The 26,709-nt window shown below is 50.4% G+C and carries 25 protein-coding genes and 1 pseudogene; 11 read left to right on the top strand and 15 right to left on the bottom strand.

Annotation, left to right across the window (positions count from 1 at the left end):
- The first annotated feature begins 3 nt into the window (after positions 1–3).
- Positions 4–888, top strand: coding sequence for a glycine betaine ABC transporter substrate-binding protein (locus ACFSB2_RS10775; RefSeq protein WP_377943046.1), 885 nt, complete (start codon positions 4–6; stop codon positions 886–888).
- A gap of 268 nt (positions 889–1,156) precedes the next feature.
- Positions 1,157–2,500 carry a D-alanyl-D-alanine carboxypeptidase gene (locus tag ACFSB2_RS10770; RefSeq protein WP_377943045.1) on the top strand — a complete coding sequence of 448 codons (1,344 nt, stop codon included), beginning with the start codon at positions 1,157–1,159 and terminating at the stop codon, positions 2,498–2,500.
- Between the two features lie 55 nt (positions 2,501–2,555).
- Here the strand turns inward: ACFSB2_RS10770 and ACFSB2_RS10765 are convergent, their stop codons facing one another.
- The 6 genes and pseudogenes from ACFSB2_RS10765 to ACFSB2_RS10740 all read right to left on the bottom strand — a co-directional run bounded on the left by ACFSB2_RS10765 (position 2,556) and on the right by ACFSB2_RS10740 (position 9,130).
- Positions 2,556–4,235, bottom strand: coding sequence for an ABC transporter ATP-binding protein (locus ACFSB2_RS10765; protein ID WP_377943075.1), 1,680 nt, complete (start codon positions 4,233–4,235; stop codon positions 2,556–2,558).
- Between the two features lie 85 nt (positions 4,236–4,320).
- Positions 4,321–5,112 (bottom strand): annotated as a pseudogene (locus ACFSB2_RS10760) (ABC transporter transmembrane domain-containing protein); the annotation flags it as partial.
- A gap of 493 nt (positions 5,113–5,605) precedes the next feature.
- Positions 5,606–6,241 carry a hypothetical protein gene (locus tag ACFSB2_RS10755; RefSeq protein ID WP_377943044.1) on the bottom strand — a complete coding sequence of 212 codons (636 nt, stop codon included), beginning with the start codon at positions 6,239–6,241 and terminating at the stop codon, positions 5,606–5,608.
- A 98-nt stretch (positions 6,242–6,339) separates the two neighbouring features.
- Positions 6,340–7,008 carry a potassium channel family protein gene (locus ACFSB2_RS10750; protein ID WP_377943043.1) on the bottom strand — a complete coding sequence of 223 codons (669 nt, stop codon included), beginning with the start codon at positions 7,006–7,008 and terminating at the stop codon, positions 6,340–6,342.
- Between the two features lie 80 nt (positions 7,009–7,088).
- On the bottom strand, positions 7,089–8,399 hold the full coding sequence (locus tag ACFSB2_RS10745) for a TrkH family potassium uptake protein (protein WP_377943042.1): 1,311 nt from the start codon (positions 8,397–8,399) through the stop codon (positions 7,089–7,091).
- An 86-nt stretch (positions 8,400–8,485) separates the two neighbouring features.
- Positions 8,486–9,130 (bottom strand): O-methyltransferase, encoded by a 645-nt coding sequence (locus tag ACFSB2_RS10740; RefSeq protein WP_377943041.1) that lies wholly within the window; start codon positions 9,128–9,130, stop codon positions 8,486–8,488.
- Between the two features lie 368 nt (positions 9,131–9,498).
- Between ACFSB2_RS10740 and ACFSB2_RS10735 the strand changes: the two genes are divergently transcribed.
- The 3 genes from ACFSB2_RS10735 to ACFSB2_RS10725 all read left to right on the top strand — a co-directional run bounded on the left by ACFSB2_RS10735 (position 9,499) and on the right by ACFSB2_RS10725 (position 12,538).
- Positions 9,499–10,545 (top strand): phosphodiester glycosidase family protein, encoded by a 1,047-nt coding sequence (locus ACFSB2_RS10735; protein ID WP_377943040.1) that lies wholly within the window; start codon positions 9,499–9,501, stop codon positions 10,543–10,545.
- A complete protein-coding gene (locus tag ACFSB2_RS10730) occupies positions 10,538–11,449 on the top strand; it encodes a hypothetical protein (protein ID WP_377943039.1) in 912 nt (303 codons plus the stop codon). Before ACFSB2_RS10735 ends, ACFSB2_RS10730 begins: the two co-directional genes overlap by 8 nt.
- A 126-nt stretch (positions 11,450–11,575) precedes the next feature.
- Positions 11,576–12,538 (top strand): hypothetical protein, encoded by a 963-nt coding sequence (locus ACFSB2_RS10725; RefSeq protein WP_377943038.1) that lies wholly within the window; start codon positions 11,576–11,578, stop codon positions 12,536–12,538.
- A 38-nt stretch (positions 12,539–12,576) separates the two neighbouring features.
- On the opposite strand, the gene ACFSB2_RS10720 is transcribed toward ACFSB2_RS10725, so the two are convergent.
- The 5 genes from ACFSB2_RS10720 to ACFSB2_RS10700 all read right to left on the bottom strand — a co-directional run bounded on the left by ACFSB2_RS10720 (position 12,577) and on the right by ACFSB2_RS10700 (position 17,429).
- A complete protein-coding gene (locus ACFSB2_RS10720) occupies positions 12,577–13,494 on the bottom strand; it encodes an aldo/keto reductase (RefSeq protein WP_377943037.1) in 918 nt (305 codons plus the stop codon).
- A 181-nt stretch (positions 13,495–13,675) separates the two neighbouring features.
- Entirely contained in the window at positions 13,676–14,665 is a 990-nt protein-coding gene (locus ACFSB2_RS10715) for a L,D-transpeptidase family protein (protein ID WP_377943036.1), read from the bottom strand.
- 202 nt (positions 14,666–14,867) lie between these two features.
- On the bottom strand, positions 14,868–16,034 hold the full coding sequence (locus ACFSB2_RS10710; protein WP_377943035.1) for an iron-containing alcohol dehydrogenase: 1,167 nt from the start codon (positions 16,032–16,034) through the stop codon (positions 14,868–14,870).
- Between the two features lie 77 nt (positions 16,035–16,111).
- Positions 16,112–16,873, bottom strand: coding sequence for a glucose 1-dehydrogenase (locus tag ACFSB2_RS10705; protein WP_377943034.1), 762 nt, complete (start codon positions 16,871–16,873; stop codon positions 16,112–16,114).
- Between the two features lie 97 nt (positions 16,874–16,970).
- Positions 16,971–17,429 carry a DUF420 domain-containing protein gene (locus ACFSB2_RS10700; RefSeq protein ID WP_377943033.1) on the bottom strand — a complete coding sequence of 153 codons (459 nt, stop codon included), beginning with the start codon at positions 17,427–17,429 and terminating at the stop codon, positions 16,971–16,973.
- Between the two features lie 204 nt (positions 17,430–17,633).
- On the opposite strand from ACFSB2_RS10700, the gene ACFSB2_RS10695 reads away from it, so the two are divergent.
- Both ACFSB2_RS10695 and ACFSB2_RS10690 read left to right on the top strand, forming a co-directional pair.
- Complete coding sequence (locus ACFSB2_RS10695) at positions 17,634–17,906, top strand: hypothetical protein (protein WP_377943032.1); 273 nt, start codon at positions 17,634–17,636, stop codon at positions 17,904–17,906.
- Between the two features lie 205 nt (positions 17,907–18,111).
- A complete protein-coding gene (locus ACFSB2_RS10690) occupies positions 18,112–18,402 on the top strand; it encodes a hypothetical protein (RefSeq protein ID WP_377943031.1) in 291 nt (96 codons plus the stop codon).
- On the opposite strand, the gene ACFSB2_RS10685 is transcribed toward ACFSB2_RS10690, so the two are convergent.
- Together ACFSB2_RS10685 and ACFSB2_RS10680 are read right to left on the bottom strand one after the other, a co-directional pair.
- Positions 18,399–19,562 carry a cytochrome P450 gene (locus ACFSB2_RS10685; RefSeq protein WP_377943030.1) on the bottom strand — a complete coding sequence of 388 codons (1,164 nt, stop codon included), beginning with the start codon at positions 19,560–19,562 and terminating at the stop codon, positions 18,399–18,401. The two genes, ACFSB2_RS10690 and ACFSB2_RS10685, sit on opposite strands and share 4 nt — an antisense overlap.
- A gap of 683 nt (positions 19,563–20,245) precedes the next feature.
- Positions 20,246–20,929, bottom strand: a complete 684-nt coding sequence (locus ACFSB2_RS10680; protein WP_377943029.1) for an HAD family hydrolase — start codon at positions 20,927–20,929, stop codon at positions 20,246–20,248.
- 487 nt (positions 20,930–21,416) lie between these two features.
- Between ACFSB2_RS10680 and ACFSB2_RS10675 the strand changes: the two genes are divergently transcribed.
- A complete protein-coding gene (locus ACFSB2_RS10675) occupies positions 21,417–21,620 on the top strand; it encodes a hypothetical protein (protein ID WP_377943028.1) in 204 nt (67 codons plus the stop codon).
- A 171-nt stretch (positions 21,621–21,791) separates the two neighbouring features.
- Here the strand turns inward: ACFSB2_RS10675 and ACFSB2_RS10670 are convergent, their stop codons facing one another.
- On the bottom strand, positions 21,792–22,022 hold the full coding sequence (locus ACFSB2_RS10670; RefSeq protein ID WP_377943027.1) for a hypothetical protein: 231 nt from the start codon (positions 22,020–22,022) through the stop codon (positions 21,792–21,794).
- Between the two features lie 138 nt (positions 22,023–22,160).
- On the opposite strand from ACFSB2_RS10670, the gene ACFSB2_RS10665 reads away from it, so the two are divergent.
- Entirely contained in the window at positions 22,161–23,750 is a 1,590-nt protein-coding gene (locus ACFSB2_RS10665) for a peptide chain release factor 3 (RefSeq protein ID WP_377943026.1), read from the top strand.
- Positions 23,751–23,818: 68 nt separating this feature from the next.
- Here ACFSB2_RS10665 and ACFSB2_RS10660 read toward each other — a convergent pair whose 3' ends face one another.
- On the bottom strand, positions 23,819–24,457 hold the full coding sequence (locus tag ACFSB2_RS10660; RefSeq protein WP_377943025.1) for a TetR/AcrR family transcriptional regulator: 639 nt from the start codon (positions 24,455–24,457) through the stop codon (positions 23,819–23,821).
- A gap of 328 nt (positions 24,458–24,785) precedes the next feature.
- Between ACFSB2_RS10660 and ACFSB2_RS10655 the strand changes: the two genes are divergently transcribed.
- Together ACFSB2_RS10655 and ACFSB2_RS10650 are read left to right on the top strand one after the other, a co-directional pair.
- Positions 24,786–26,411 (top strand): DHA2 family efflux MFS transporter permease subunit, encoded by a 1,626-nt coding sequence (locus ACFSB2_RS10655; RefSeq protein ID WP_377943024.1) that lies wholly within the window; start codon positions 24,786–24,788, stop codon positions 26,409–26,411.
- A gap of 104 nt (positions 26,412–26,515) precedes the next feature.
- Positions 26,516–26,695, top strand: coding sequence for a hypothetical protein (locus ACFSB2_RS10650; RefSeq protein WP_377943023.1), 180 nt, complete (start codon positions 26,516–26,518; stop codon positions 26,693–26,695).
- The last annotated feature ends 14 nt before the right edge of the window (positions 26,696–26,709 follow it).

The raw sequence follows: 26,709 nt of genomic DNA, 5'->3' as shown, positions 1-26,709 counted from the left end.
CAAATGCAGATAAAAAAAATCGGATTAAGCATCGGTTCTATTGCGGCGGTTCTTGGTTTGGTGGCTGGTTGCGGCACAGGTAACAACAGCTCTGGCGGTAGTTCGAGTTCAAGCAAGACGGTGGACATCGGTTATATCACGTGGGATGAAGATGTAGCTGTGTCATACCTGTGGCAAAATATTTTGGAGAGCAAGGGATATACAGTCAAGTTGGATCAACTGCAAGCAGGTCCACTCTTTACGGGATTGAGCCAAAACAATGTCAATTTGTTTTTTGACACATGGTTGCCAGATACGCACAAAGCGTATATGCAGAAATATGGTGCAAATCTAGAGAGTCTGGGAAAATGGTACCAGGGTAAAACGACAGAAGGTATCGTTGTGCCGACTTATATGACGAATGTCAACAGCATCAGTGACCTGAACAAAATTTCCGGCGAATTGGGCGGACAGATTGTCGGGATTGAGCCAGGCGCGGGTGAAACCAGCTTGGCGCAGAACGCCATCAAGGATTATGGGCTGAAGGAGACGCTGCAAAGCAGCTCCACGCCTGCGATGCTGGCAGCCTTGAAGAAGGCATATGACGCCAAAAAGCCGATTGCCGTGTTATTGTGGAGTCCACACTGGGCATTTGCGACATATAAATTGAAATATCTCAAAGATCCAAAGCAAGCTTTCGGCAAGGCCGGCTGGATTCAAACGGAAGCCAATAAAACATGGGCGCAGGCCAATCCGAAAGTTGCTGGGTGGATCAAGAACTTTAAATTGACGGATCAACAGTTGGGTCAATTGGAGAATGACATCAATCAGGCGGATAACCAGGCCGATGGTGTAAAAAAATGGGTAGCTGCCAATCAACAGCTTGTGAACAGTTGGACGAAGAGCTAAAGCTCTCAGCCCAAATGCAGATTGATTGGTGAAAATAGAAAGCTGTGCGGGACTCAGATGTATCTGAGTCTGCACAGCTTTTTTTGTCTGGGCTCAGGGAGATATTCTTTATCTAAAACATTCAAATCCTCGTTTGTTACAGTAAGGTGATGCACGTATTTTTGATATAATATTGACTTTTTTCATTAATGCTGGTCAAACATATAGGATAGGCTCTATCATAAGGAGAGCAAATTTAGACAAAAAACGACAAGGGGCTTGATTCTGCGTGTATCAGTTCAACATGCGGAATCGGCTGAAAAATGTATCCCCTCTGCGGATGGTACTGCTTTTTCTGCCGATTCTTTTCATCAGTCTTTCTCCATTTTCCACTTTGCACGCTGAACAACGTGTGATTAATCAGTCTCCTCGTCAAGGCATCGCATATGTTCAAGGTGAACATGCAAATACGTGGCCGAGCATCATTTCGCAAGCGGCTGTTGTAATGGATATGGATACAGGCACCATTGTCTATGGTAAAAATCCGAACGTGAAACATTATCCTGCGAGCATTACAAAGATCATGACCGCATTGCTCGCGCTCAAATATGGTCACTTGACGGATGAGTTGACTGCCAGCAAGAACGCAGTCGACCAACCCGCAGATAAACTGTATATGGTGCCTGGTGAAAAGGCGCAATTGCAGCCGTTGCTCTATGGAATGCTGCTTGATTCAGCGAATGACGTAGCCGTAGAGATTGCCGAGCATTACGGCGGTTCAGTCAGTCATTTTGCGCAAATGATGAATCAAGAGGCTGCGGCGCTCGGCGCAACGCATACGCATTTCGTCAATCCGAACGGATTGCCAAATCCCAACCACACGACGACCGCATATGACATGTCGCTCATCGCCCGGGCCGCCATGCAGTATCCGGAATTTCGCAAAATTGTACAGACGAAATACTACAATTGGAAAGGAACCGCTTGGCAGGCAAAACTCGTGAATCTGAACGGCATGTTGTTTGATTATCCAGGCTGCATCGGCTTGAAAACGGGATTTACAAGTGTTGCGCATGAAACGTTGGTGGTGGCGGCTAAACATCATGGGGATACTTTTTTGGCGGTTTTGATGGATGCGCCGACAGACGGGGAAATACGTCAGGACGCGACATCTTTGTTAAACTACGCGTTTGCTCATTATCAGACTAAAACTGTTGTCAAAGCTGGTCAGGTGGTTGGGCACTTGGCTGCGGACAACCAGACAACGGTTCCCGTTGTGGCCAGTGATGCTGTTGTGGCAACGGTGCCCAAAGGGAAGGATGCGCCCACATACAGTGAGAACGTGCGTTATGCGCTGACGGCCACACACCTAGCAAAAGGGAGCGCTGTGGGGAAACTCTCTGTTTACGACACATCTGGCCATCTGCTTGCTACAGTGCCCGTCAAAGTTGCGACTAGTTGGAATGCCTCAAGCCTTCAGGCGCAGGGACACTATTGGCCATTGTCGATTCCCATTGCCATCGTGCTGACATTGATCGCCCGTGTTTTGCGCATGATGTTGGCCAAAAGGCGTATGCGGCGGCGGGATGAATTGGAGCCCACCGTTCCATTTGCCAATTCGTTTGAATCCTGATAGACAGTTATTGTACAAAGTAGGGCGGCAGAATGATTTCCTGCCGCCCTACTTACTATGCTTCTGTTTTAAGCCCTTGTTGCAGCAAATACAGTTTGTGATACAAGCCGCCTTTGGCGAGCAACTCCTGGTGTGTGCCGCGTTCCACGATATGCCCGTGTTGCAGGACCAGAATCAAATCTGCATCTTGGATGGTAGAAAGACGGTGGGCGATGGCAATGGTCGTTCTGCCCTTGCGCATACGCGCCAAGGAGGCTTGAATGGCCTCTTCCGTTTCGGTATCGATGTTCGCCGTCGCCTCATCCAAAATCAACACCTTCGGCTCTCCGGCAATTGTCCGCGCGAACGAGAGCAATTGTCGTTGTCCACTGGAGAACGTCGCGCCGCGCTCAGTGAGGGCGTGATCGTACGTTTGGGGCAACTGTGAAATAAATGCGTCAGCCTGAACGAATTCGGCTGCTACCTGCACGTGACGGTCTGTCAAGTCCGCGCGGCCAAAGCGGATATTGTCGGCGACACTGCCCGTGAACAAGGTGGAGTCTTGTAACACCAAGCCGATTTTCGTGCGTAATTCTTCATCTGCAAACTGTTCCAGCGGTGCGCCATCAATGCGTATCTGGCCACTTTGGTGGCGGTAAAACCGCATCAACAAGTTGACGATGGAACTTTTGCCGCTTCCGGTGTGGCCGACCAGCGCGACGGTTTGACCCGGCTTGGCATGGAACGAGATGTTGGAGAGCACCGTATTTTTCCCATCATAAGAGAAAGACACATTTTCAAAGCAAATGTCCCCATGCTCGATTTCGGGATTCGTATCCGCGCTCGCCACCGGCGCCAGATCTTCTTCGTCCAGCAAGCGGAAAACCCGGTCTGACGCAACCAACGCTTGCTGTAAGATGTTCAGGCGCTCCATGATGGTGTTGATTGGCTCAAAGAATCGATCCAAGTAGTTGAGGAACGCGTATACGATGCCGATGTCAATGATGCGCATCAGCGATTGAAAACCAAAAAAGCCAACTAGGGCCATCAAGGTGGCATAGTACACGATGTCCACCAAGGGGCGCAACATAGTGGCGTTGATTTTGATATTTTTCAATCGCGCCTGTTTGTAGGCGTCATTGACCTTGGAAAACTCTCCAGCAAGCCGCTTTTGTTGGCGCATCGCCTGAATCAAGTACATTCCCTGCAGCGACTCGTTCAAGGATGCATTCAGCTCGCTCAAGCGATGGCGCGCCAGGTGAAAGACGCGGAAACTGAGCCGACGGTACAGGTACATGAGAAATGCAAACAGTGGAATCAACACGAGACAAACCAGCGCCAGGCGTACACTCAGGGCAAACATCGAAATCAGAATCCCGATGGTCAACACGCCGTTCTGTAGAAAGGGCGCCAGCGCATTTGTAAACAGGTCTTCAATGGCCTGCGTGTCGTTGGTGATTCGTGAAATCAAGGAACCAGCAGGTGTCCTGTCAAAATACGAGACACTCAAGTGCTGCACCTTCGCAAATACATCGACGCGCAACTTTTGAATCACCCGCAGTGATATGCGCTGAAACAGCAGCGTTTGGCCGTAATTCCCACCAGCCGTGCACCATTGCAAGAGCAAATAGCTGATGGCAAGCGCAACAATTTGTCCAACTGGAAAGTGGTGCGGTGCCAAGTAGTGATCGATAAATGTCTTCATCAGCAAGGGGCCAATTACATCCGCGATGGTTGCCAACAAGAGCAACGTCAAGATTGAAGAGAAAGCCAAACGCGAGCATCGGCCAAATCAATTGACCGAGGTACAGCGAAAAACTCGTCAGTTGCCCGAGTGTCAGGTGGCCTTGAACCACAAAGACAGAACCGACCGCAAATGCGAGAAAGAAGCATGTGCCGACGATGACTTGAATGGTCGGATCGAACAATGCGTCAATTCGTGCCACCGCCATATTCTTCTCGACAACATCGTGTGAGAGCGTCTGGAATGAAGCGATGTCATTCTCCTCTTGGCCAAACGCTTTGATGGCCCGCACGCCGTTGACGCTTTCGTGCACTTTGTCGTTTAAATCAGAAAACGCGGCTTGCGCTTTGATAAAGCGCCGATGCAAAATGTTTCCGTAACGGCTGGTGGTATACGCGAGAATCGGCATGGGCAGCAGCGCGACGATGGTCAGTTTCCAGTTGATGGTCGCCGCCATCGTAATGATGACGAGCAAGCCGCTGGAGATGGAGTCGACCATGGTCAAGACACCATCTGTCGCGGTCGATTCGATGGCGCGAATGTCATTTGTCGCGTGGGCCATTAAATCGCCGACACGGTGCTTTTGGTAAAATGCGGGCGACATTTTGCTCAAATGATGAAATAGGCGCAACCTCAAGGTGGTTGAAAGCTCAATGGCTGAACCAAACAGCAAGATGCGCCAGTAGTAACGCAGTACATACATGGCGATGGCCATCAGGCCAATGAGCATCAAGTACGACCACACATCGCGGCTGGTCAGTGTGTGTCGCTGGATGTGATCGACAAAGGCCCCAATGATTTTTGGGGGAAATAGACTGATAAACGACACACATGTCAACAAAAATACCCCAAGGATGTAGTGGCGTTTTCTCGTCTTGAAAAACCACATTAAATCGAGAAAGACACGCATATGATAAATCCCTTCTTGTTGCCAGTCCATGATGCATATTCAGGCGAATTCATCGTGGACCGTGAAATTTCTCACCGATTGCCAGCAAGAAGCCCATACGTGATATATTCATGCGGTTGAAGCAGGAACAAGGTCATGCAAGGCGTCTTGGGGGAGTAAAGAAACAAATGATGTTCCTCATGAATGAAGGATAAAGAAGCCTGTTTGTTGCGCTTTAGAAGGTAATCACCTCGTGGTTGATAGGTCGGACGGATTGGGAGCCATTGCTACAGTGGAAGTGTAGACCGTCAAACATCATAGTTACGACAATTTGAGCATACCACACTTCACCAATCTATGGCACATTCAGTGTTGGTGAAATATAAGGGGACATGCGATGTGAAGGTCTTGAACGGCATGGGGTCAAACCGGTCTGCCAAAGTGTAAGTCTTCGGCAGACCGGTTGAATGATATTGTCATAGGATTTGGTGTGTTATCGATTCAATTGCAAGCTGTCGATGACATCTGAACTCACAGATGCTTGATTTTGAGGAAAAAGCGTTTCCACGTACGCATAGCCGCTTTTGTCGGTCGAGACAACCACTTTGCCAAGGCCTGGGTTGGTGTTCCCGGACGCTGTAAAGGCGTATGTGACAGATGTCGCTGTTGATGCCTTCGTCTGCGGGTCTGTGGCGGTTTTGGGAATGACCAATGTGGGGTCCGCCTTGTTGTTCGCATCCATATAGCAACCGACGCAGGTGGAGGTAACCACGGTTTCGCTTTGGTTTGCATCGTTTGGATTTGTGAACTTCCACCCTGAATAGTCGCCACCGCTCACCAAGGATTTTGTCCAACCTTGAGGTACCTGGACCTGAATGCCAGAATCGGCGTCTGTGAACTGCACGAGTTTAACATTCTCTTCGGTTTGTGTATTTGTTTTGGGGCTTGTGTTGTCGTTCGTCTCATTGGTCGTATTCGTCTGATTTGCCTCAGTTGTTTTATTCGTCTGTTTGGCGCCTGTTTCTGTGCTGTTAGTAGGGGCGAGGGTCGGCTGTGTCTTTGTGCCACAGGCCGTAACGAGCAGCACTGCACTCAAAATCAAAGCTGCTGTGGCGGCTTGTCTCTTCATCAGGTTCAGCTCCTCCTAGCGGTACACGTATTTTTCACGGTCGTTTTAGAGCATATCATAGAAACGTCCAAAGTGGCGCAGCACAAACACATGGCATGTCAATCTCTTTCAGTCAAGCGTGTGACCTTGGTCAGGGACTCATGCGGCCCTACCAAAACGAGAATATCCCCTTCTTGCACGGTGTCCGTCGCTGAAACCGGGAACTTTGTCGCCTTGTTGCGGATGATCATCACCACTTGCACGCCAAAACGGCGTGTCAGATTCAGCTTGGCCAGTGTTTTGTCAGTCAACTCGCCTTGCGCCGTCAATTCCATCATAAATACTTCTTCATACAGTTCAATCATTTCAAGTACAGCGGATCTGGTGAGCAAGCGCGCGAGGCGCATGCCCGAGTCCCGCTCAGGGTATACGACTCGATCCGCCCCCAAACGTTCCAGAATCTTGCCGTGTGTGGCGTGAAACGCTTTGGAGACCACGTAGAGTCCGAGATCTTTGCAGTTGATGGTGGCGTGATTCGAGCTCGTTTCGTTGTCGCCAATGGCGACAATCACCGCATCGACTTCTTTGATGCCTGCTTCCTCAAGAAATTGTATGTCTTCCGCATTGCCAATCGCCGTTTCGCATTGGTTGGCGAACGGCTCCAAACAACTTGCGTCTTTGTCAATCAAGAGCACTTCGTGATGATGGCGCAACAATTCCGTCGCGGCGCCGCTGCCAAAGCGGCCAGCGCCAATGATGCCGAATATCATCTTGCGATTACGGGGCACATCCAACGTCTCCTTATCCCTGATTCAGTCAATCGTCTATAAAATGTTCAATGTATAGTTGGCGCATTAGGCATGACGTTCTATCCTATGAGTATACGCTCTTGTACATACTGTACGCGAGACTGTGATCTTTGTACCAAGCTCAAGAGGAACGTGAAAATACCGATACGACCTAGGTACATTGTGAAGATGAGCACCCACTTCATGCTTGAGTCGATGGAACCTGTGATGCCTGTTGTCAGTCCGACTGTGCCATAGGCGGAAACCTCTTCAAAAATGATTTTGATAATCGGAATACTTGGCTCTACGATGGCGTCAATCAACGTGCACACCAACACCACGGTAATCCCGAGAATGGCGATGAGCATCGATTTCTGTGCGAGTTCCCAGGGAATCTGTCTTTTGCCTGCCACGATTTGCGCGCGACCGCGAATGGTCGCCATGGTGGTTTTGATGATCAAAAAGAACGTCGTCACTTTGATGCCGCCGCCGGTTGAGCCAGGCGCTGCCCCGATGAACATGAGGAAGATCATGATGAGCCATGTGACTTCCTGCATGTTGGAAATGGGGACTGAGTCAAACCCGGCAGTTCTCGTCACTGTTGAGCTAAAAAACGCATTGAGGATTTTGTATGGCCAGCTGAGGTTCGCCATCGATTTGTTCCATTCAAACAGCAAAATCAACAGGGTTCCTATGACTAATAATAAGGCGGTCATGCCAAGGACGATACGGACATGTAATGACAGTTGCCTCTGGCGGGGAAATTCATAAAGTTCAACAAGCACGACAAAGCCGATACCGCCAAGAATGATGAGCAGCGCTGTCAGAAGCAGCATAAATGGATCATGGGTGAAACTCTCCATGTTGTTTGTCCATATGTCAAATCCTGCATTGTTGAATGCAGAAACAGCATGAAAACAACCAAAACCAAATGCTCGTAGCCAACTGTATCCGTATTGAACGTGAAGGTGTAGAGAAAAGGCCAAAGCACCGACAGCTTCGATGCTAAAACTGAAGATGACGACTTTGCGAAACAGGCGAACAATGCCTGGTAAGGATGAGTTTCGCTCCTCGGCCAGCATCCGGCGGTCTCCGAGAGAAATCTTGCGTCCGATGAGCAAGTAAAAGCTCGTTGAAATAAATGTGACGCCAATCCCGCCGATTTGAATGAGCGCAGCGATGACGAAGTACCCGAAAGGGGTAAATGTCTGCGGTGAGACTGACGATAAACCGGTGACAAACAACGCGCTGGCAGAAGTAAAGAAAGCATCTACGATGTGTAGGGATGTACCATGACTAATGGGTAAAATGAGCATCAACGCACCCAGCACTGCTAAGGCTGCGTAGCCGACGGCAATGCGCTGTGACGGATTGATGCGCCTTTTTTTCACGCAGGGGTTCCTCCTTCCAGGACATCGTATTTAATGGTAAAAACGTATTTGATTATAGCGCAACCTTCCATACAGCGGACACACTTTTACGTTGCATCGGCATATTCCCGTACACATGCAACCGCGAATCCATCGTGTACCGGCAAAATGGTGCTGATGAGCAGTGGATGGTTCATGAAGGTTTGATTGAAGGAACGCACGGCGCGCGGCGAGGGGTTGTCGTTGGTCATATCCAGCACTTTATCCCGTAACAGCACATTGTCTGCCACGATGAGTGTACCCGGTTTGGCGAGTGCTAATGCGCGTTGTAAGTAGTTTGGATAGTTCGGTTTGTCTGCGTCGATAAAAATGACATCGAATTGATGGCCCGCTGTGTGCAGTGTGTCCAATGAATCGACCGCTTCTCCGACGATGATTTCTATCTGTTCGCTCAATCCAGCGTCCGCAATATGATGTTTGGCAATTTCGGCATGTTCAGGCTTTTGTTCCAACGAGATCAATCTGCCCGTTGCTGTCAGACCGCGGGCGAGACAAATCGCGCTATAGCCGCCGAATGTGCCAATTTCAAGCACGTGTTGCGCCCGTGTGCTGGCGACGAGCACCGTCAGCAAGCGGCCCAGGTCCGGATTGACAAACATCGGCGGCAGTCCGGCTTTTTTTAAAGTGGCCTCGACAGATTCCAAAATGGGATCCGTTTGTGCCAGTGATTGGATGTATTCTTCCCGTGTCATGGTTAGTCTCCTCTTTGACGAATCTGCGATCTTCTGCTCATATGTTAATATGAGATAGTTTAAAGGAATCCATGCTGAATTTTAAGCGTTGTTGAAACGCGCATCTTCGGTTGGCATGGCATTGCGCATCTGGCATATGGCAACACCACGCAAGAGGGTACCATCTATTTTCTCAAGGTTATCCAAAACCCTGACAATTTTGTAAAAGCTAGTGGATGAATTGCGTTTGGTTATTGTATGTAGGATTTTGTCGATTAAAATGTTTAAAAGAAAACAATATCGGGGATTGTCTTCTTGAAAACATTTTCGAGCACTTGTGTTTTAAAGCACTTTCAGTGAAAAAGATAAAAGTAGGTGTAAACTGAGGTATGGATCAAAAAAAACATCGGAAGCACAAGGAGGAGCAAAAAAGTCCGAAAAGAGGCAACGCTTTTTTGCGCTGGCTTGGCTACACGGTATTTGGCGTAGTGTATTTATACGTATCTACGTCGCTTTGGATTTTTCAAGGCCCTTTTCCGTCTTTGAAAAATTATTTGATAGATACATTGGATTCAACACAGCATGGTTACCTTTTGCGCCCCTTATCTTTATACACATTGCCGGAGTCGGTCATTCAAGCCCATTCGCTGACAAATGGACTGGTGAGTTCGACAAAACCGGTCAATGAAATCACCAAACGAACTTTTCACGTCAACGACGGTTCCATCAAAGAGGAAACTTATCAGGGGAAGACATTTAAGGCCGATATTCTTCTGGTGAAGGATCCAAGCCGCATCAAGGTTGTGGCGACCAAATACCTGCATCAGCATGGAGAAACGGTGCAACAGATGGTGAAGGACGTCGGAGCCGTCGCTGGTATCAATGCAGGCGGATTTGTCGACACCAACTGGCAAGGCACAGGGGCCAACCCGCAGGGCATTACCATGCATGACGGCCAGTTGGTCAACATCACAGGCTCGCGCACACAGCCGCAACCAGTCATTGCATTTACGGCTGGCGGGCAAATGATTGCAGGCGCGTACTCTCTGCCACAATTGCGCAACTTAGGTGTGCAGGAAGCGGTCGGCTTTGGCCCAGTATTGGTTCAGGATGGCAAGCCAGTGCAGACTGCCGATGGAGCAGGTCTAGATCCGCGGACAGCAATCGGGCAAACCGAAAATGGCACGGTCATCCTGATGGTCACAAACGGCCGAGGGCTGAGCGCCAGCGACGCTGGGGCATCTTATGATGATATCAAGGCATTGATGATCAATAAGTTTCATGCAGTCATCGCGGCGAATCTGGATGGGGGTTCGTCCACGACCATGGTTTACAACAACAAACTGGTCAATACCCCATGGGATATTTTGGGCGAACGTAGTGTTGCCACTTCAATTGTTGTCATGCCGGAAACGGGGGGTGGGGCGAATGGCTAAAAAAGTTGGACGTAAGCTGGTTGCGTTTGTCGCGCTTGTGACAGTGGGGCAATTGATGGTGTTTAATCACTATAATTCTCTATTTGCCGCAGCCAGGCAGGATACCGCCGCAGAATTGAAACAGAGCAGTGACCAGCAGCAATCGGACAAGAACATTCAGCAGGAAGTTGCGCGCCTCAAAGCGCAAAATTATAAATTTGTCACCGTCTCACAGGGAAATGAGTATGCCACTTACTTGGACAGCAGTAACATATTGCACATTGAAGATCTGGCGAGCAAAAAAGATGTCACTACGACCAAAATTTCATACCCCGTGCAGTACGTGTCCTGGATTGGGGATCAGAAAGTGTTTGTCGGTGAGCAGATTGCGCCAGGTGATTTGGAATTGACAACGGTGGACACATCTGATGGATCGCAGAGTGTCGCTTGTAGCTTTACACAGTTGTCTGCAGATGCTGCATTTGCCAAAATTACGTTTAGCACACAGACCAACGACATCTATGTCCTCATCAATACAGCGACCACGAGCGCGTTGTACCACATTGGCACCATGAAGGACGTCTCAGAGGTGCCCATCGACGGCAGGTACATCAAAAATATCGCCATTTCGGAAACCGGCGATAAGCTGTATTTTGAGGATCGGCTTGACGGATCGTACAACGTGCTATATTTTGACAGCGAAAATGTCCCACACCGTGTTCAATTGAATGCGGCTTTGGTCTCTGTGGTGGGCAATGTGCTTTACTATGGCGACATCGACAGCAACGGTTTGGTGACCTCGGTTTATAAACTTGGTGACAACGGGCAGTCCACGCTTGTATCTACGCTAAAGAGTCCCACGTTGGCTGCGGATATCGACATTGACGACGATGGGAAAATACAGATAAACTCCTCCACGGCATAAGCTGTGAAGGAGTTTATTCTATATTGGAATGCATGACTGAAGCGCTAGAAAATAAAATGTAAGGACGCATTCAATGTGTATCATGTATCGCGTCTATCGTAAAAAAAGATGGTTGCTGGCATAGGGGTGATTCTTATTTTTAAAAAAATATGGTTGAAACTGCTTGTTTTCGTTGCGATTGTCACAGCGGGACAGCTCATCTTCTTTCAGCATTACAATACGTTGTTTGCCACTGCCCAAGCTGAGACAAAAGTGACACTCCAGAAATTGCAGAAGCCGAAAAAGAGAGCAATTCCTGTGAAAACGCTGATCAAACAAGAAGTGGCACGTCTGAACGCACAATACCAGTTTGTTCAGGTATCGCCAAACGGCCAGTATGCCACCTATTTAGATAAACAAAATGAGCTGCACATCGAGGATTTGAAAAGTAAAAAGGACGTTAGTCACACAACTGGCTTATCTACAGTACAATATGTGGGTTGGATTAGCAACCAGAAACTGTTTGTAGGGGAGCAAACATCGCCTGGTTGTCTCGAGTTGATCACAGTGGATGAGCCTGACGGAGCTCAGACGGCTGTGGTGCCGACCTTCGGCCAGCTTTCACCGGGCGCGTCTTTTGCCAAAATCAGCTTTAGCAGGCAAACCAATGATATTTATATTTTGATCAACACCAAGACGTCGAGCGCGCTTTATCACATTGGCACCATGGCGCATGTGACTGCGATGCCGACAGATGGACGGTTTATTAAAGATATGGACGTTTCGTTTACAGGAGACAAGTTATACTTTGAGGATAATGTCAATTTTACCGATAACGTGCTGTATTTTGATAGTAACGACGAACTTCACACGGTCAAATTGAATGCTGCGCTCATCACCGTCGTCGGCAACGTGGTTTATTACGGTGATGTAAATAAAGACGGTATGGTCACGGATGTGTATCGCATGGACGAAAACGGTGATACCACACTTGTATCGACGTTGGATCAGCCGACTTCGCCCAGTCAGATCAAGATTACGGCGGATGGCAAGGTCGAGAATGACGCCTCTTCAACCACAGTGGGTTTGATGAAGGCGTCTGCAAATTAACTCAATTTCTTTCTATGCGAACGAACAACGTTTTTTGGTTACGACCGATGTTGCGCATACTGGCTTGCGGGTGATTTGGCGTTCAGCGCGTCAATGTCTGTCTCGGTCAGTTGTGCCGCGCTTGCAGCGTTTATGTTTTCCAACAGTTGCGCCGGTGTGCTCGCGCCAGGGATTGTCGTCGCCACCACTTCTGGATAAAGCGCGTATTGAATACTCACCTGGCTCGCCGAGCGCTCGGGCGTCGTCAAATCTTCCACTGCGCTTTGGACGAGCGCGACTTCTGCGGCGGTTTTGTCGAGGTAGGTTTCGTCTGCCGCCAGTTTCTTCCCTGTGGTTGCGCCAGACAGAAGTCCGCGCGCCAGTGGTCCGCGGGCAATGACCGACACACCATGTGCCGCGATGTCATCAAACCATTCAGCCGGTCGCCTGTCCAACAGGCTGTATTGCATCATCACACTTGAGATATTCGATGCAGTCAAGTATCGCAAAATCACGTTGGGCCGAATGGATGAGATGCCATATGCCCGAATGTAGCCACGCGTTTGCAAATCTTCCAGCGTATCGACAATGTCTTCAAAGGGATCCGCCATTGTGCCACCGTGCAATTGATATAAGTCGATGTAGTCCGTGCGCAGTCGCCGCAGACTCTGTTCAACGGCAGAGCGGATATATGTAGGGGAAGGATCCCACGTCCAGCCTTGCACACCGGGTTCAAATCGATTGCCGACTTTGGTGGCTATGAGAACTTCACTTCGCCGTCCGGCGAACGCTTCGCCCACCAGTTCTTCATTGCGGCCCTGGTCGTACAAATCGGCGGTATCGAAAAAGTTGACACCGTTGTCTTGCGCCTCATGCAACATCCGCTTTGCGCGGTCTTTATCCGTGCCTAAGGACATGCAGCCAAAGCCAATTTCGCTTACATACAGGTCGCTATTGCCTAATCGTCTCGTTTGCAAGGTCGCACGCTCCTTCTGTTGATGGGTAGACTTCCATTCTCAGTCTAGACCATCGCGCAGGGAGAGGACAATCTATTCTGAAAATAATATGGCACCTCTGTGTACTCTATCCGCAATGCTTCGATTGACTGGCATTTTCATGGTGCTACTGGTGCGGTGCGTATCCCACATGACGGACTGTTTAAGGGCGGACGGATACGAGCGTTCCGTAATTCACCAGACTGTACACCGTTTTGGCTGCCGAAATAGGGATTTCAACACAGCCTAGACTTTGTGGATAACCGTATTGACTGCGTGGAAAACCATGCACCGCGTCGCCGCCATGGAAATAGTTCACGTAGGGCACGCCGGGATCGTCATACGTTTCGCCATCCGGCGCCGTTCCCCGCATTTCTTGGGATTGATAGCGCAGGTAGATGGGCCACGTGCCAATGCTGGTGGGCGCAGAAGCGATCCCTGTGTTGGCTGGGGTCTGCAGTACAACCTGATTGTTTTGCCACACGCGCAACGTCTCTGTCCCGCTTTCATCGACGGTGATGTACGTATACGGCGCTGTGGTGTGTTCGTGCGCTTTCAACGCCTTTTGCAGTGCCGTCCACACTTGCGGTCCGGCCACGCCATCGATGCTCAGATGATGATCCAACTGAAACCGCATCAATGCGCCCTCTGTGATCACGTTGTCTGTGTGTGGCTGCCAAAGCTTGCTGAGTGCATTCGCCGCAGATGAATATGTCCAGGTATAATTGCCGGGCAAAGGGGTTGTTGTCAGACTGAATGCCGTCTCTGCGGTGCTTGTGGACACGCCATGCGCCGGTGTGAACCTCACAGGCAGGTAGCCTAATACACTTAAACTCTCGTTTAAATAACTAGCATCATTTGAATGATTGCCAAGCTCAACCAGCGGCAGTTTTTTTGGCGCTGATTTGTGTGGAGGTTTGTTGCCTGATGGTGCAGTTGAGGTGCCAGATGAACCATTTCCTTGTTGGTTGCCCGTAGTTTGCTTGCCTGTGTCGTTCGTGGTTGTGTTGCTGCCCCCTGTGGTTTGGTTGCCAGTTGTCGCTGTGCCATTGGTCGGTTGGCTCTGGGGGGATGATGCACAGCCGTTCAATGCCATCGCTGCCACTGTGCACACCGCCAAAGCAAAAGTGTAAATCCATCGACGTAATTTCAATTGAGCACCTTCTCTTCCAGTCTGAGCGATCACGCCTTACAACGTATTCATGGATGAACACGCTTATGCTATGAAGTCGCGCACTGGAAGAGCGCGCAGAAGAGGGCTCCTCGGCGGGGTGTCAGGAGCCCGTTTGGAAATGACAGACTTGTCGCGATTGTGGCTTGGCAAGGGGCCACTTGCAACCGCATTGGCTGACGGATTAGAAAGTTGCAGCGAAGGCTTCTTCCAGGATTTTACGGTACGCGCTTTCTGTCAGCGGGCGAATATTGCTCGCCGTCGATGAGTTGGCCATCGCCAGCTCAACCATGCGCTCCGAATCGCTTCGCTGCACCTTGTCGATGTGGGACAATGGGGGGATGTCCAACGCTTTTAACCATGCCGCGAGCGCGTCAATCAACACTAGCGCAGCGTCTTCGTCCTCATCGTCACGCTGCGCAACGCCCATGTGTCGGGCGACCTGGGCGTGCAATGATTCGTTGCCGACGATGTTGTAGCGCAGCATCGGCAACAGGAAAACCGCGTTGGCCAGTCCGTGTGGCGTGTCGTAAAGGCCGCCTAGGGCTTCGGCAAGGCAATGGACACCCGCCACATCGGCAGAGCCGAAAGCAAGCCCTGCCAGCAAACTGCCAAGGAGCATATCGCTGCGTGCTTCGATGTTGTCCGGCGCTCGATAAGCAAGTGGGAGCGCGCGCCAAATCAGCGGCATCGCTTGGGCGGCGAGCGCCTGCGAAATGGGCTGCGTCTTCTTGCATGTAAACCCTTCGATGGCGTGGACGAGCGCATCGACACCAGTAGCGGCAGTCAACGGTTTGGGCACTGTGCAAGTCAGCGCCGGATCGAGCACAGCAATCTGCGGCCGCAGCCATTCGTGCTTCAGCGTCAGTTTGCGGTGGCTGGACGCCTCCGTGATGACCGCTCCGCGCGTCACCTCTGATCCGGTGCCTGCAGTGGTAGGGACACAGGCGATTGGCGCGATCTCGCCATACATGCGGCCGCCATCGACATAGTCTGCGGGTGTGCCGCCATGGCGCGCGAGCAGGGCAATCGCTTTGGCGGTGTCCATGGCGCTGCCGCCACCGACAGCCAGAAGGGCGTCACACCAGTTCGCGCGAAACATTTCAGCGCCCATGAGGCAGTCTGTATCCCTTGGATTCGGTTTTACCTCGTGGAACAGCGTGATGGAGAATCCGTTGGTTTTGAGATGTTGTTCAATTTGTTCCACAAGGCCAGCTTGGATTAATCCTTTATCTGTGACCAGCATCAGTCGGCGGCCGAAGCCCCCGTCATTCAATTGTTGAGCCAGTGATTGGATGGTGCCGACACCAAAATGAATGCGTGTGTTGCACTGATAGGTAAACACAGCCATGTCTGAAGCTCCTGTCCTGTAAATTAATCGGCACCCTGGTGTTGCGCCATCTGCGATGCCTTGATTGACTGGTATTTTTATGGCTCGTATATCATTTTCACTGTCATGCCGCCATCGATGACGATGTTTTGACCAGTGATGAAACCAGCCTCTTTGGAGGCCAGAAAAACGCATGCGTTGCCAATATCGTAAGGTACGCCAACGCGTCCCACTGGATGTTGCGCGAGATCCGCTGGACTGTGTTGCGGTTCGGTTCTAGTTGTGCGTTTTTTCCAATCCCCCACTTCAATCCAACCGGGCGAAATGGCATTGACGCGAATGTCTGGCCCAAGGCTGATGGCAAGTGCGTGCGTAAGGGCAACGATTCCGCCTTTCGAAGCGGAATAGGCTTCCGTGTTTGCTTCCGACATCAAGGCGCGCGTGGAGGCGATATTGATAATAACCCCAGGGGATGCCTTGCGCAGATGGGGTGCCGCGTATTTGGCAAGCATAAACGGCCCGCGCAGATTTACACCAATCACCTTGTCCCAAGCGTCAACAGGCAACTGTTCAATCGGCATGTTGCTGGATGTGCCCGCATTGTTGACGACGACGTCGATCCGCCCGCATTCTCGCACAACGGTATCAATCAGTGTCCGAACTTGTATTTCGTCGCTGACGTCTGTCGGGATGAAACGCGCCTGTTGGTCTTGTTGGACAAAAGCTGCAAGTGCTTCCTCACCAGCTTCCCGGTCCGCGTCCGCTATGACGACCAGTGCGCCAGTTTGGGCAAAACTTCGACTAATTGCCAGCCCAATCCCTTGTGCGCCACCCGTGACGATGACAACTCGTTGTTCCACAACAATCCCACCTCCAAAACCTAGTCTTACCAGTAACACATTTTCCAAAATAAATAAAGCCTGACCGCAGCCAGGCTTGTACAGCTTCTTTCGAAATTTACTTTCCGAGATAAGATTGCCACAAATTTGCGGTGGCGCCAGGGGGGTAGATGATAAACAGCAAGAAAAAGACAGCTAAGCCTGTCGCAGCTGTGACAAACCAAATGACAACTGTCCATGGGCCAATTCGCCTGTGTTTGCCAAATGCGCTGCGTGCAGCAAAGATGAGTGTGATGACGCCGAGAATCGCCGCAACGGTCGCCAAGATGGAATGAGCTTGCAGAAAAACATAATAGTAGGGACTTACCGATTTTGGCCCGCCAAACTTGGTGTCGCCAATCAAAAATGTTTTGAGCGCATATGAAATGAAAAAAAGCGCGGCGAATACGACACCAGTGAGCATCCAGCGTCGATGAATGCGAACTCTTTTTTTTCTAATTTGTCCCCAACCAATCGCAAAGCAAATGGCGCTGATCAAAATACACGCCTCGTTGAAATAAGATGCAAATATCGCCACCTGCGCATCGTCCTCTCTTTTAGAACCCTCAAGACACTACCCATGATGCATCTTGCACCGGCAGAATCATAAAAATACCAGTCAATCAAAGCATCGCGGATGACACAGCACACTCCTAGGCCGAATTGTATCAAAACTGGACAAGCGATACACGCCGTAACCAGGGTTTTTGACCATGGCAAAAGCGATGTTACGTATTTGTTCATGACTGTGAAAGGTCATGAGATATCTTTTTTAGGGGAGAGTGCACATTTTAAAGGTATCAATACGCATTTTTTCTGCCAAGCTTTTGCCAGAACGCGTGAACAACTTCAGGCGGACATCATTCGTCTGTTCATGGACAAGCCGTACGATGTCTCTGTTGGATATGTCCTATGGCGCGAAGGAATTGAGTTTTCAACCTGTTTGGCAGAAGCGGATGCCTACTTGTACGAACGCAAGCAGACCCAGGTGGCGGATATCAATCTGTTGCGCTAAAGCGTCGACTTGTGAGATCACATGTCATCGGGGTGCCACGATGGAGAAAAAATGAGCAAATATTGCACTTTTGACTCATATGTTTTCTTAGGGCACACGGAGTGACAAATCTATCGCTCCTCGTAGCTGCGCATGTATGTTTCATAGCAAATGTGGCTACGCTGTTGCCAGTGAGCCATTTTGGATTGCAGGGGAGCGAAGAGAGATGCAAAAGATGGGTGTAAAAGCGGTACATTTAGAAAAGGTGGAACAGGCTGTTCGCGATATTTGGTATTCATATGCGGAGGGGTTCCTGCCGCAATTGACAGGAACCGCTGCCGATGACGTGCTTTATCAGCACATTGATGCGCGCATGCCCAGTGGGTGGACAGCTTCGATTCAACCGTCGGGCACGGTATACGCATCACGACCCATCTTGGTCAAGAAGTCAATGGGCGTATTGGTTTTTGAGAAGACTGCTGACGGGCAGCAACGGATGTTTCAAATCGCGCTTTAAGGCAAGGGTGTCAGTTGAACTTCCATTTTGTGAAAGCCATAAACCAGTGAAGTCGGCACTGGTTCGCTGGCGTCTACATCGGGAATAGCGATGGACGTATAGCGACGCAGCAGTTGTTTCAGTGCAAGCTCGGCTTCGAGGCGAGCCAGTGGCGCGCCCAGGCAGAAATGAATGCCATGGCCGAAAGCCAGATGTCGCGACTTGCGATTGACTTGGAATGTCTCGGGTTGTTCATAGACGGCCTCATCTCGATTGGCTGAGCCAATCCATGCAACCATCCGACTACCTGCCGGAACAGGAACGCCCGATAGCTCCACGTCACACGTCGTTGTTCGATACATATGTTGAATCGGCGCCCTAAACCGCAAAACTTCCTCCACAAAGGCAGCGAGTCGTTCGTCCGGCTGTTCAGCCAAGTAAGGCCATAACGACGGTATTTCGTGCAATGTGTACAACGCGTTGGACAGCAGGTTGGTCGTCGTCTCATTTCCCGCCACCAGCAACAATACGCAAAAGCCGAGGATTTCGGCCATGCTCAAGGACTCACCGTCCACCTTGACACGAAGGAGATCGCTGATGAGATCCGCTTTCGGCGTTTTTTTGCGTTCTGCGACCAACTGCGAGAAATACTGCACCATTTCCATCTGTGCATCCTCAAAGGACAGAACCTCACCTGACGCCAGTTGGCGTGATCCAGCGATGACGGCATCCGACCACATTTTGAATCGATCTCGCTCGTCGCTTGGCACCCCCAACAGCTCGGCAATGACGATGACGGGCAGCGGATAGGTCAATGATTCTACGATGTCCAAGTGTGTTTGTCCCTGAAAGTCATCCAGCAGCGAGTTCGAGATTTCCTCGATACGCGCGGTCAGATTGGCGATGGCGCGCGGCGTGAACGCCTGTGATACAAGGGTGCGCAATTGGCGGTGGCGCGGGGGATCCATACTGATGAGACTGGATGAAATCGGCCTGTTGGGATCGTTCGCCTCGCCACGTTGTGATGAGAAATGCTCATAATCGGAGAGGACGCGTAGGACATCGTCGTGACGAAAGACATGCCAAGTGGACGCTTGCTCCTGCCAGATTGGTTGATGTTTGCGCATGTGCGCATACCAAGGGAACGGGTTGCGCAAGTCGTAAACAGGCGGATTGATCACGCTAAATCCTCCTCCATTTCGTGAATACCTCCTCTACATTGTGCCATCTTTGAAAACGCTCCACCATCGCGCGGCAGAAAGAATTGCGACAAATCGCAAAACTTTGCGTATTGCTGTAGTTGCTGTCATACAGACAAGCAGATACGATCATCGCAACACATCCCCTGCTACTGAAGGCATCGCTTCAAATAGCAGGGCTGATAACCGCACAAACTTCAGTTGCTGGTGATGTCTTGCAGCGTGCCGAGTGCATTGACGAACCAATCGCGCTCTTGAGCCATTTTCTTGTGATAATAGGGACAAACAAAACGCCATATCCGCCGATCTCCTCTTGATATTCCTGCAGTGCATGTGAAGAACGGCGCAATACACAGTGATTTTGCGGAAAGATGGATGTCAACCTGTAGAGGAAAAAAGGAGGAACTTATCTATGCCGACCTATAAATTAAACATCGTGATCGACGATGCGTCATTGTCTATCAATCTGCTGAGCAACTCACCCTGGTAAAACAGACTTCCTCCAGTCAAGCGGATGTTGCATGGGTGTCCGTAACGGTCACTTTTGGCGGAGATATACGGAAATCACCCTAAAATATCAAACGTCTACAGGGCTTTTTGTCGCAAGTTAACGTTCTTTGAGAGGCGATAAAGACTGCAAAGGCGGTCTTTATCACCTAAGCGCTTTATTTTGCTTCCATCTGTGAATCAGTCAATTGCTGGATGACGGTGGCCAGATCCATCTGCAACATGGAAGTCAAGCGGAGATCGTACTGCTTGAAATGAAGTTGTTCTGTCAACGGATTGGGGACAATCACGCATCGCATGCCAGCTGCGGTCGCCGCGGAAGCGCCAACGGGGGAATCTTCAAAAGCGACCGCGTGGTTTGCTTTCACGTCGAGGTTGTTCAATGCCTTTAAATATACTTCGGGATTTGGCTTTCCGTGCGTCACGTCATCACGGACGCAGACGGTGTCAAAGAAATGAGAGAGTTGGTATTTTTCCAAGTGGGGGACGACCCAATTGCGCCGTCCGCTGGACGCGACGGCAATTTTCAGACCCAACTGTTTTGCTGCGGCCAAATATTGACGCACACCTGGTCTGACGTCGGCGTCTTTTGTCAGTGATTCATACTTTTCCTGCCGCTCCACACGTATCCGATCGCGATCGACCGGGGCGCCAAGGCATTCCTCCAAGTAGTCGTATGGACTGAATTGGCTGTCATGCATTCCAATCCCAAGCCAGATTGTCCATTTTTCGACAGTCAGTTCTACGCCGAACGATGTGAAAATGGCTGCCCATGACTGGTATTCTGGCGTCTCGCTATCAAAAATCAATCCATCAAAATCAAAGACAACCGCTTCAATCATATGAAGTCCCCCAATTGTGAGTGAAATATAGAGCGCCATGCGTCGCGAAGGGAGCCCGTTTGCCCATTAAAGACTATAGCATAACGACATGGGAGCGAGGAGGCTTATGCAAGACACAGCGAGAAGAACGGGCGATCTTTCTTGGCGAAGGGCATTGCAAAGTCGACAAGAGGACTGTACGCTGATGCGGTCACATAGAATTTAAATGACAGCCCGTTGCCGAAAGGTGTGATGTCACATGGAATATCAGCACAACGGAAGTCTTCTGCGCGGTGTATTATGGGGACTTGTCCTTGTTACTCCAATGTGGATAGGCATCATTGAAGGGGTTATTCATTTGAAGTTCCTGTTTTAAGCGCATGATTCAGGTGTGGCATGTCGGCATCGCCGAACGAATTTCAAGGAAAATTCAAGGAGTTTTTCAATCCTCGTTCAAGCTGCGTTTTCTATGCTTGCTTCAGAAGGAAACAACGAGGAGGCAACGCACATGGAAATGCGCAATAAAGTGACTGTCATGCAACCATACAAGGGGCCACGTAGTTTCTTTGCACAACTCAATGGCGACTTTGAAAATATCAAAATCTACCCAGAACACAGCGGCTGGTCGTGCTTCAATGCGAAGCAGTGCTGGCATGATGTCAATGAAGGCAATGTTGTCGGCGCTTTTTTCACGCGTCAGCAATATTTGTAAGCTACGCTGAAAATGAAATCGGCACCTAGGCGCTACGCCGTCCGCGATGCTGCACTGGCTGATATGTTTCATGGCTTTGCCAGTGCGGGACACATATAAATGGCGGCGAGCGGACAGCTTTTGCAAAGTAAACAGACCACACCAATGACGTCTTCACAAGGTGTGGTCTGTTTACTTGTTCGATTTGTCGTCTTTGTTTAACGCCCGGAGCAATAAAAGCCCTAAGCCCACTTCAAACAATATCCCCAATAGAAAGTCCGTCAGCACGTAGAAGATGGCAAACGCGATACACATGATGATGTTAAACCATATGAGGTACTGGTTGCGCTGATTCATGTACACACCTACTCTGGAATGAGACTGGCACTTTAGTGCCGCGTCATCACCGAATGGATCATCCATTCCTTGTCAACCCTGATTCATATTCTAACACTTTCTAGTCTGTACTCAATGACGGTTTTGTGACGCCCTTGAGCTATACAAAGGTCAACTCATATGATATAAGGTGTCAGATGGATTCGTGATGAAAGGCTGGAATCAATGCAAACTTTACAAGAAGAAGTTTCTATAGAAATGAGGAAACGGCGTACTTTTGCCATCATCTCACACCCGGATGCGGGGAAAACGACACTGACTGAGAAGCTATTGCTGTTTGGCGGCGCCATTCGCGAGGCAGGGTCGGTGAAAGGCAGAAAAGCCAATCGCCATGCGACTTCTGACTGGATGGAGATCGAGAAACAAAGGGGCATCTCCGTCACCTCCACTGTGCTGCAGTTCACATACCGCGATTGCCACATCAACATTCTCGATACACCGGGGCACGAGGATTTCAGTGAGGACACGTACCGGACGCTGACCGCCGCAGACAGCGTGGTGATGCTGATTGACGCAGCCAAAGGTGTGGAACCGCAGACCATCAAGCTATTCGAAGTATGTAGGATGCGCGGCATTCCGATTTTTACGTTCATGAACAAACTGGACAGACAAGGGAAAGAGCCACTGGATCTGCTCGAGGAACTGGAGAATATCCTCGGAATCAGATCCTGCCCGATGAACTGGCCCATTGGCATGGGCAGTGATTTCAAAGGTGTGTTCAATCGGCAGGAACAGTGTCTGGAGCGCTATGTCGGCCGCAACGAAAAGCCCGAAAAAATCGCCGTCTCCGATGTCGAAGATGCGCATTTGACCGAGTTGCTGGGCGAACAGGCGCATGAAAAGTTGCAGGAGGACATTCTTCTGCTCGATATCGCTGGGGATCCATTTGATTTTGATCGCGTCCGCGCAGGGCAATTGACACCTGTCTTTTTCGGCAGCGCCATCGCGAACTTTGGTGTCGAGACGTTTTTGAATCAGTTTATTGATTTGGCGCCTTTACCTGGGCCGCGGCAGACAGATCAGGGGCAGATGGATCCGGTGACCACGCCGTTCTCTGGTTTTGTGTTTAAGATTCAGGCGAATATGAACCCCGCGCACAGGGACAGGGTCGCTTTTATCCGCATCTGCACGGGAAAGTTCGAGCGGGGGATGAATGTGCATCATGTGCGCACGGGAAAGAAGACGAGTCTATCGCAGCCGCAGCAATTTTTCGCGCAGGACAGGGCCATCGTGGAAACCGCGTACCCCGGCGACATCATCGGTATTTTCGATCCCGGCACGTTTCAAATTGGCGACACCTTGTGCGAAAAAGGGAATTTCCAGTTTGAGAAGTTGCCCTTGTTTTCACCGGAGCACTTTGCGCGTGTGACAGTGAAGGATACGATGAAGCACAAGCAATTCCACAAAGGGCTGGAACAACTGGCCCAAGAAGGGGCTGTACAGGTTTTTCGCATTGCCAACCGCACAGAAGACATTGTCTTGGGCGCTGTCGGACAACTGCAGTTTGAGGTGTTTGAGCACCGCCTGCAAGCGGAATATGGGGCGAAAGTCGAACTTTACCGACTTCCGTATCAGTTTGCGCGCTGGATTGCCGAATCTGACCTGGCGTCGCTGTATTACGACCGCTCGTCCTGTCTGACTGTCAAAGATCTGCACGACAGGTACGTGATGTTGTTTCCTGACGAGTATTCACTTCGTTTTGTGACAGATAAGAATCCGGAGGTCGTGTTCCATCCGACTTCATACGGCCTATGACCCTTTGCGAACGGAGCCCCCTTTTCATCTTTGCTGAAAAGGGGGCTCACGTAAGGGGGGGCCGATGGTCAAATTGAGTCGTTCTCTGGGTTCAAGCCCGCCATATACAGTCGTCGGATCCCAGCGATGATCTGCGCTTTGCTGTATCCTCTTGTCTCCCGCTCAAACATATACAGTCGCGGACTGACGGCAGAAAGCAGCACATCGGCGACGAGGACGGCGTCTAAACAAGGCTGCTCGCTGGCTGCAATCAGTGGTTCAAGTAGTCTACAGACAAATTCATGTAACCTTTGATAAAAAATATTATCCCCAACAAACTCCTTATGGTCGATGACCGACAGCAGATGCGCTTTGGCGTCGGTAAAATCAATGATCCCGACAATCACGTGATCCAACCGCTCCAAGTCCGGGACTTTGTCCTGTGATTCGATAAGATAGGATTCAGTCTGTTGGATGAATGATTGCGCGCTTTCCTTCAGAATGTCCATGCAGAGCTCGCCTTTGTGCGCATAGCGTCGGTACAGTGTGCCTTGTCCGACATGCGCTGATTTGGCGATTTGGTGCATGCTGACGGATTCCACGCCGCATTCGCCAAACAACTGGCGCGCCACCTCAAGTATCCGGCAACGGCTCGCCGCAGCGTCTTTGCGCTCGCTTCGCGTCAATTTTTGGTTTTGGCGTGCATCTGGCGGCTCATTCACTTTCATATCATCACCTTTTAAAGGGCCAGTTCAAGAGAATTTTACAATAAAGACACAGGAAAGACACAAGTCATTCATTGACAACCGGACAATTGTCCGGTAACATTTGCGCTGGCGGACAATTGTCCGGAAAATATTTTAGCGCACAACATGAAATGGGTCAATTCATTTCACGTCTACCCTGTAAATCAAGCTTCGTCCCTTTGCGTGCGCCATGCGCGATGCGTCTCGAACCAACAGCATCATGAAAGTGCCAGTCATATCGAGTCATCGCGCATGGCGCACACCAGGTCGCCAACTTTATTTTCAAGATATACCGAGGGAGGTACAATCGTTGAGTCAAGCAGCAGCGTCCGCGACAGCGGCAAAGGATTTTCGCATCTCGAGCATTATTGTGCCGCTGATTGCCATTATTGCTGGCGTTTTCATGGTCGTGTTGGACAATACCGTCATGAATGTCGCTCTTCCTAGACTTGTAACTGATTTTCATGCGCAATTGCCGACACTGCAGTGGACGGTCACAGGGTACATGCTGGCGCAGGCGGCGGTCATACCATTGTCTGGTTGGTTGTCGGATCGATTCGGACCCAAGCGCATTTTCTTGATTTCCGTCGTTCTGTTTACCCTTGGCTCCGTCCTTTGTGCGACACCGCACAACGTGGCGCTGCTCATCTTCTTCCGCGTCATTCAAGGGCTTGGCGGCGGCAGCGTCCTGCCAGTCTCAATGGCGTATATCTATCGCTTGAGCCCGCCAGAAAAGGTAGGTTCAGTGATGGGCGCGATGGGATTGCCGATTCTGTTTGCGCCAGCGATTGGACCAGTGCTCGCAGGCTGGTTGGTTCAGTATCACTCCTGGCGTTGGATTTTTCTCTTGAACTTACCCATCGGGATCGTATGCTTGTTGATTGGTTTGCGCAGTTTGCCAAAAGCTAAACGTCATGCTGGGGCAGAGTTTGATCTCTTGGGCACCATTTTAGGGCCGATTGCTTTTGCAGGACTTTCGTACGGCGTCAGTGAAGGCGCTAGTGGCTGGACTTCCAAGGAGACGCTGTTGGGTTTAATCGGCGGCGGCATTGCGTTAATTTTGTTTATCATCGTCGAGTTGCGGGCCAAAGCGCCTTTGCTCGAATTGCGAGTGTTTAAATCCGTCGACTTTTCCCTGGCGATTGTCGTCCAATGGGTTGGGCAGTTCGCCCTGTTTGGGGCGTTGTTTCTCATCCCCCAATTTCTTCAACAAGCGCGTGGCTATGGCGCATTTGATTCAGGTTTGATTGTCCTGCCGCAAGCCATTGCCTCGGGGATTGTCATGCCTTTGGGCGGCATTCTCTTTGACAGAATTGGCGCGCGCTGGCTCGTTGTAGTGGGTCTTGGGTTCGTGTCCGCAGCATTGATTCAGTTGTCTCATGTCACACCTACGACGGTTGGGACGGATTTGATTTTGCCGCTCGCCTTGTCTGGAGCGGGCATGGGCCTGATGATGATGCCGCTGACGACCCATTTGATGAACAAGGCGCCGCGTGAATTGGTTGGTCGGGTTTCATCGTTGTCCAACGCCATGCAACAGGTGGTCAACTCGTTGTCCATTGCTGCGCTTGTCACATTGCTGACCAAGCGCGTGGAGACGCGAACAAGCGCCGTACAAGCGCATTTCGCGAAACAGGGCATCAAGGTACCAAGTGTGAGCGGATTGTCTGGGGCGACCTCACAGGCGAGCGGGGCAGCGGCAAAACACATGACGCCACAGCAGATGCATGTGATGGAGACGATTAAAAATGCGCTCTTGAGCGCAGGCGTCAAAGCGTTTGACGACACATTTTTCGTGATGATTTTCGTTGCCGTCGCCGGCGCTTTGTTAGGCTTTGTGTTGCGCCGTGGTGTTTACAAGTCGGCATCAGCGCCACAACCAGATGGGTCAGAGCCAAATGAAGAACAAGTCCATCCAGGTTTCATGCACGGCTGAGTTTGGCAGTGGGTAAGCTGTGATACGGCTAGCTGCAAACAGGCACTTGCCTTTGTGCTTTGAAAGGTGTATTGTCCATAATTAACAATTCAAATGAACAGGAGATGGGCGCAAATGATGAACATGCCAATGATGATGCTTTCCATGCGCATGTTCAATTTGTGCCCGCGACCGTCGATATTTCACCATTAGTCAGCTTGGCTGAAATCGACGAACGCCACGGGCCAGATTGCCTGTGGCGTTTTTTTATGCTCAGTGGCGTAGATGGGCATCGCGTTGTTTGAGGCTGTGTGAAAGT

This window comes from Alicyclobacillus fodiniaquatilis (genome assembly GCF_042678105.1).
In the GTDB taxonomy this organism is placed as follows: Bacteria; Bacillota; Bacilli; order Alicyclobacillales; family Alicyclobacillaceae; genus Alicyclobacillus; species Alicyclobacillus fodiniaquatilis.
The sequence above is the reverse complement of the archived record's forward strand: the minus strand, read 5'-3'. Positions and strand labels throughout refer to the sequence as shown.

Coding starts and splice junctions, on each gene's coding strand:
- ACFSB2_RS10670 (WP_377943027.1), bottom strand. CDS start 22,022: ATGGATGATCCATTCGGTGATGACGCGGCACTAAAGTGCCAGTCTCAT.
- ACFSB2_RS10695 (WP_377943032.1), top strand. CDS start 17,634: ATGACTGTGAAAGGTCATGAGATATCTTTTTTAGGGGAGAGTGCACAT.
- ACFSB2_RS10710 (WP_377943035.1), bottom strand. CDS start 16,034: ATGGCTGTGTTTACCTATCAGTGCAACACACGCATTCATTTTGGTGTC.
- ACFSB2_RS10680 (WP_377943029.1), bottom strand. CDS start 20,929: ATGATTGAAGCGGTTGTCTTTGATTTTGATGGATTGATTTTTGATAGC.
- ACFSB2_RS10740 (WP_377943041.1), bottom strand. CDS start 9,130: ATGACACGGGAAGAATACATCCAATCACTGGCACAAACGGATCCCATT.
- ACFSB2_RS10650 (WP_377943023.1), top strand. CDS start 26,516: ATGGGCGCAAATGATGAACATGCCAATGATGATGCTTTCCATGCGCAT.
- ACFSB2_RS10665 (WP_377943026.1), top strand. CDS start 22,161: ATGCAAACTTTACAAGAAGAAGTTTCTATAGAAATGAGGAAACGGCGT.
- ACFSB2_RS10775 (WP_377943046.1), top strand. CDS start 4: ATGCAGATAAAAAAAATCGGATTAAGCATCGGTTCTATTGCGGCGGTT.
- ACFSB2_RS10660 (WP_377943025.1), bottom strand. CDS start 24,457: ATGAAAGTGAATGAGCCGCCAGATGCACGCCAAAACCAAAAATTGACG.
- ACFSB2_RS10730 (WP_377943039.1), top strand. CDS start 10,538: ATGGCTAAAAAAGTTGGACGTAAGCTGGTTGCGTTTGTCGCGCTTGTG.
- ACFSB2_RS10735 (WP_377943040.1), top strand. CDS start 9,499: ATGGATCAAAAAAAACATCGGAAGCACAAGGAGGAGCAAAAAAGTCCG.
- ACFSB2_RS10755 (WP_377943044.1), bottom strand. CDS start 6,241: ATGAAGAGACAAGCCGCCACAGCAGCTTTGATTTTGAGTGCAGTGCTG.
- ACFSB2_RS10690 (WP_377943031.1), top strand. CDS start 18,112: ATGCAAAAGATGGGTGTAAAAGCGGTACATTTAGAAAAGGTGGAACAG.
- ACFSB2_RS10675 (WP_377943028.1), top strand. CDS start 21,417: ATGGAAATGCGCAATAAAGTGACTGTCATGCAACCATACAAGGGGCCA.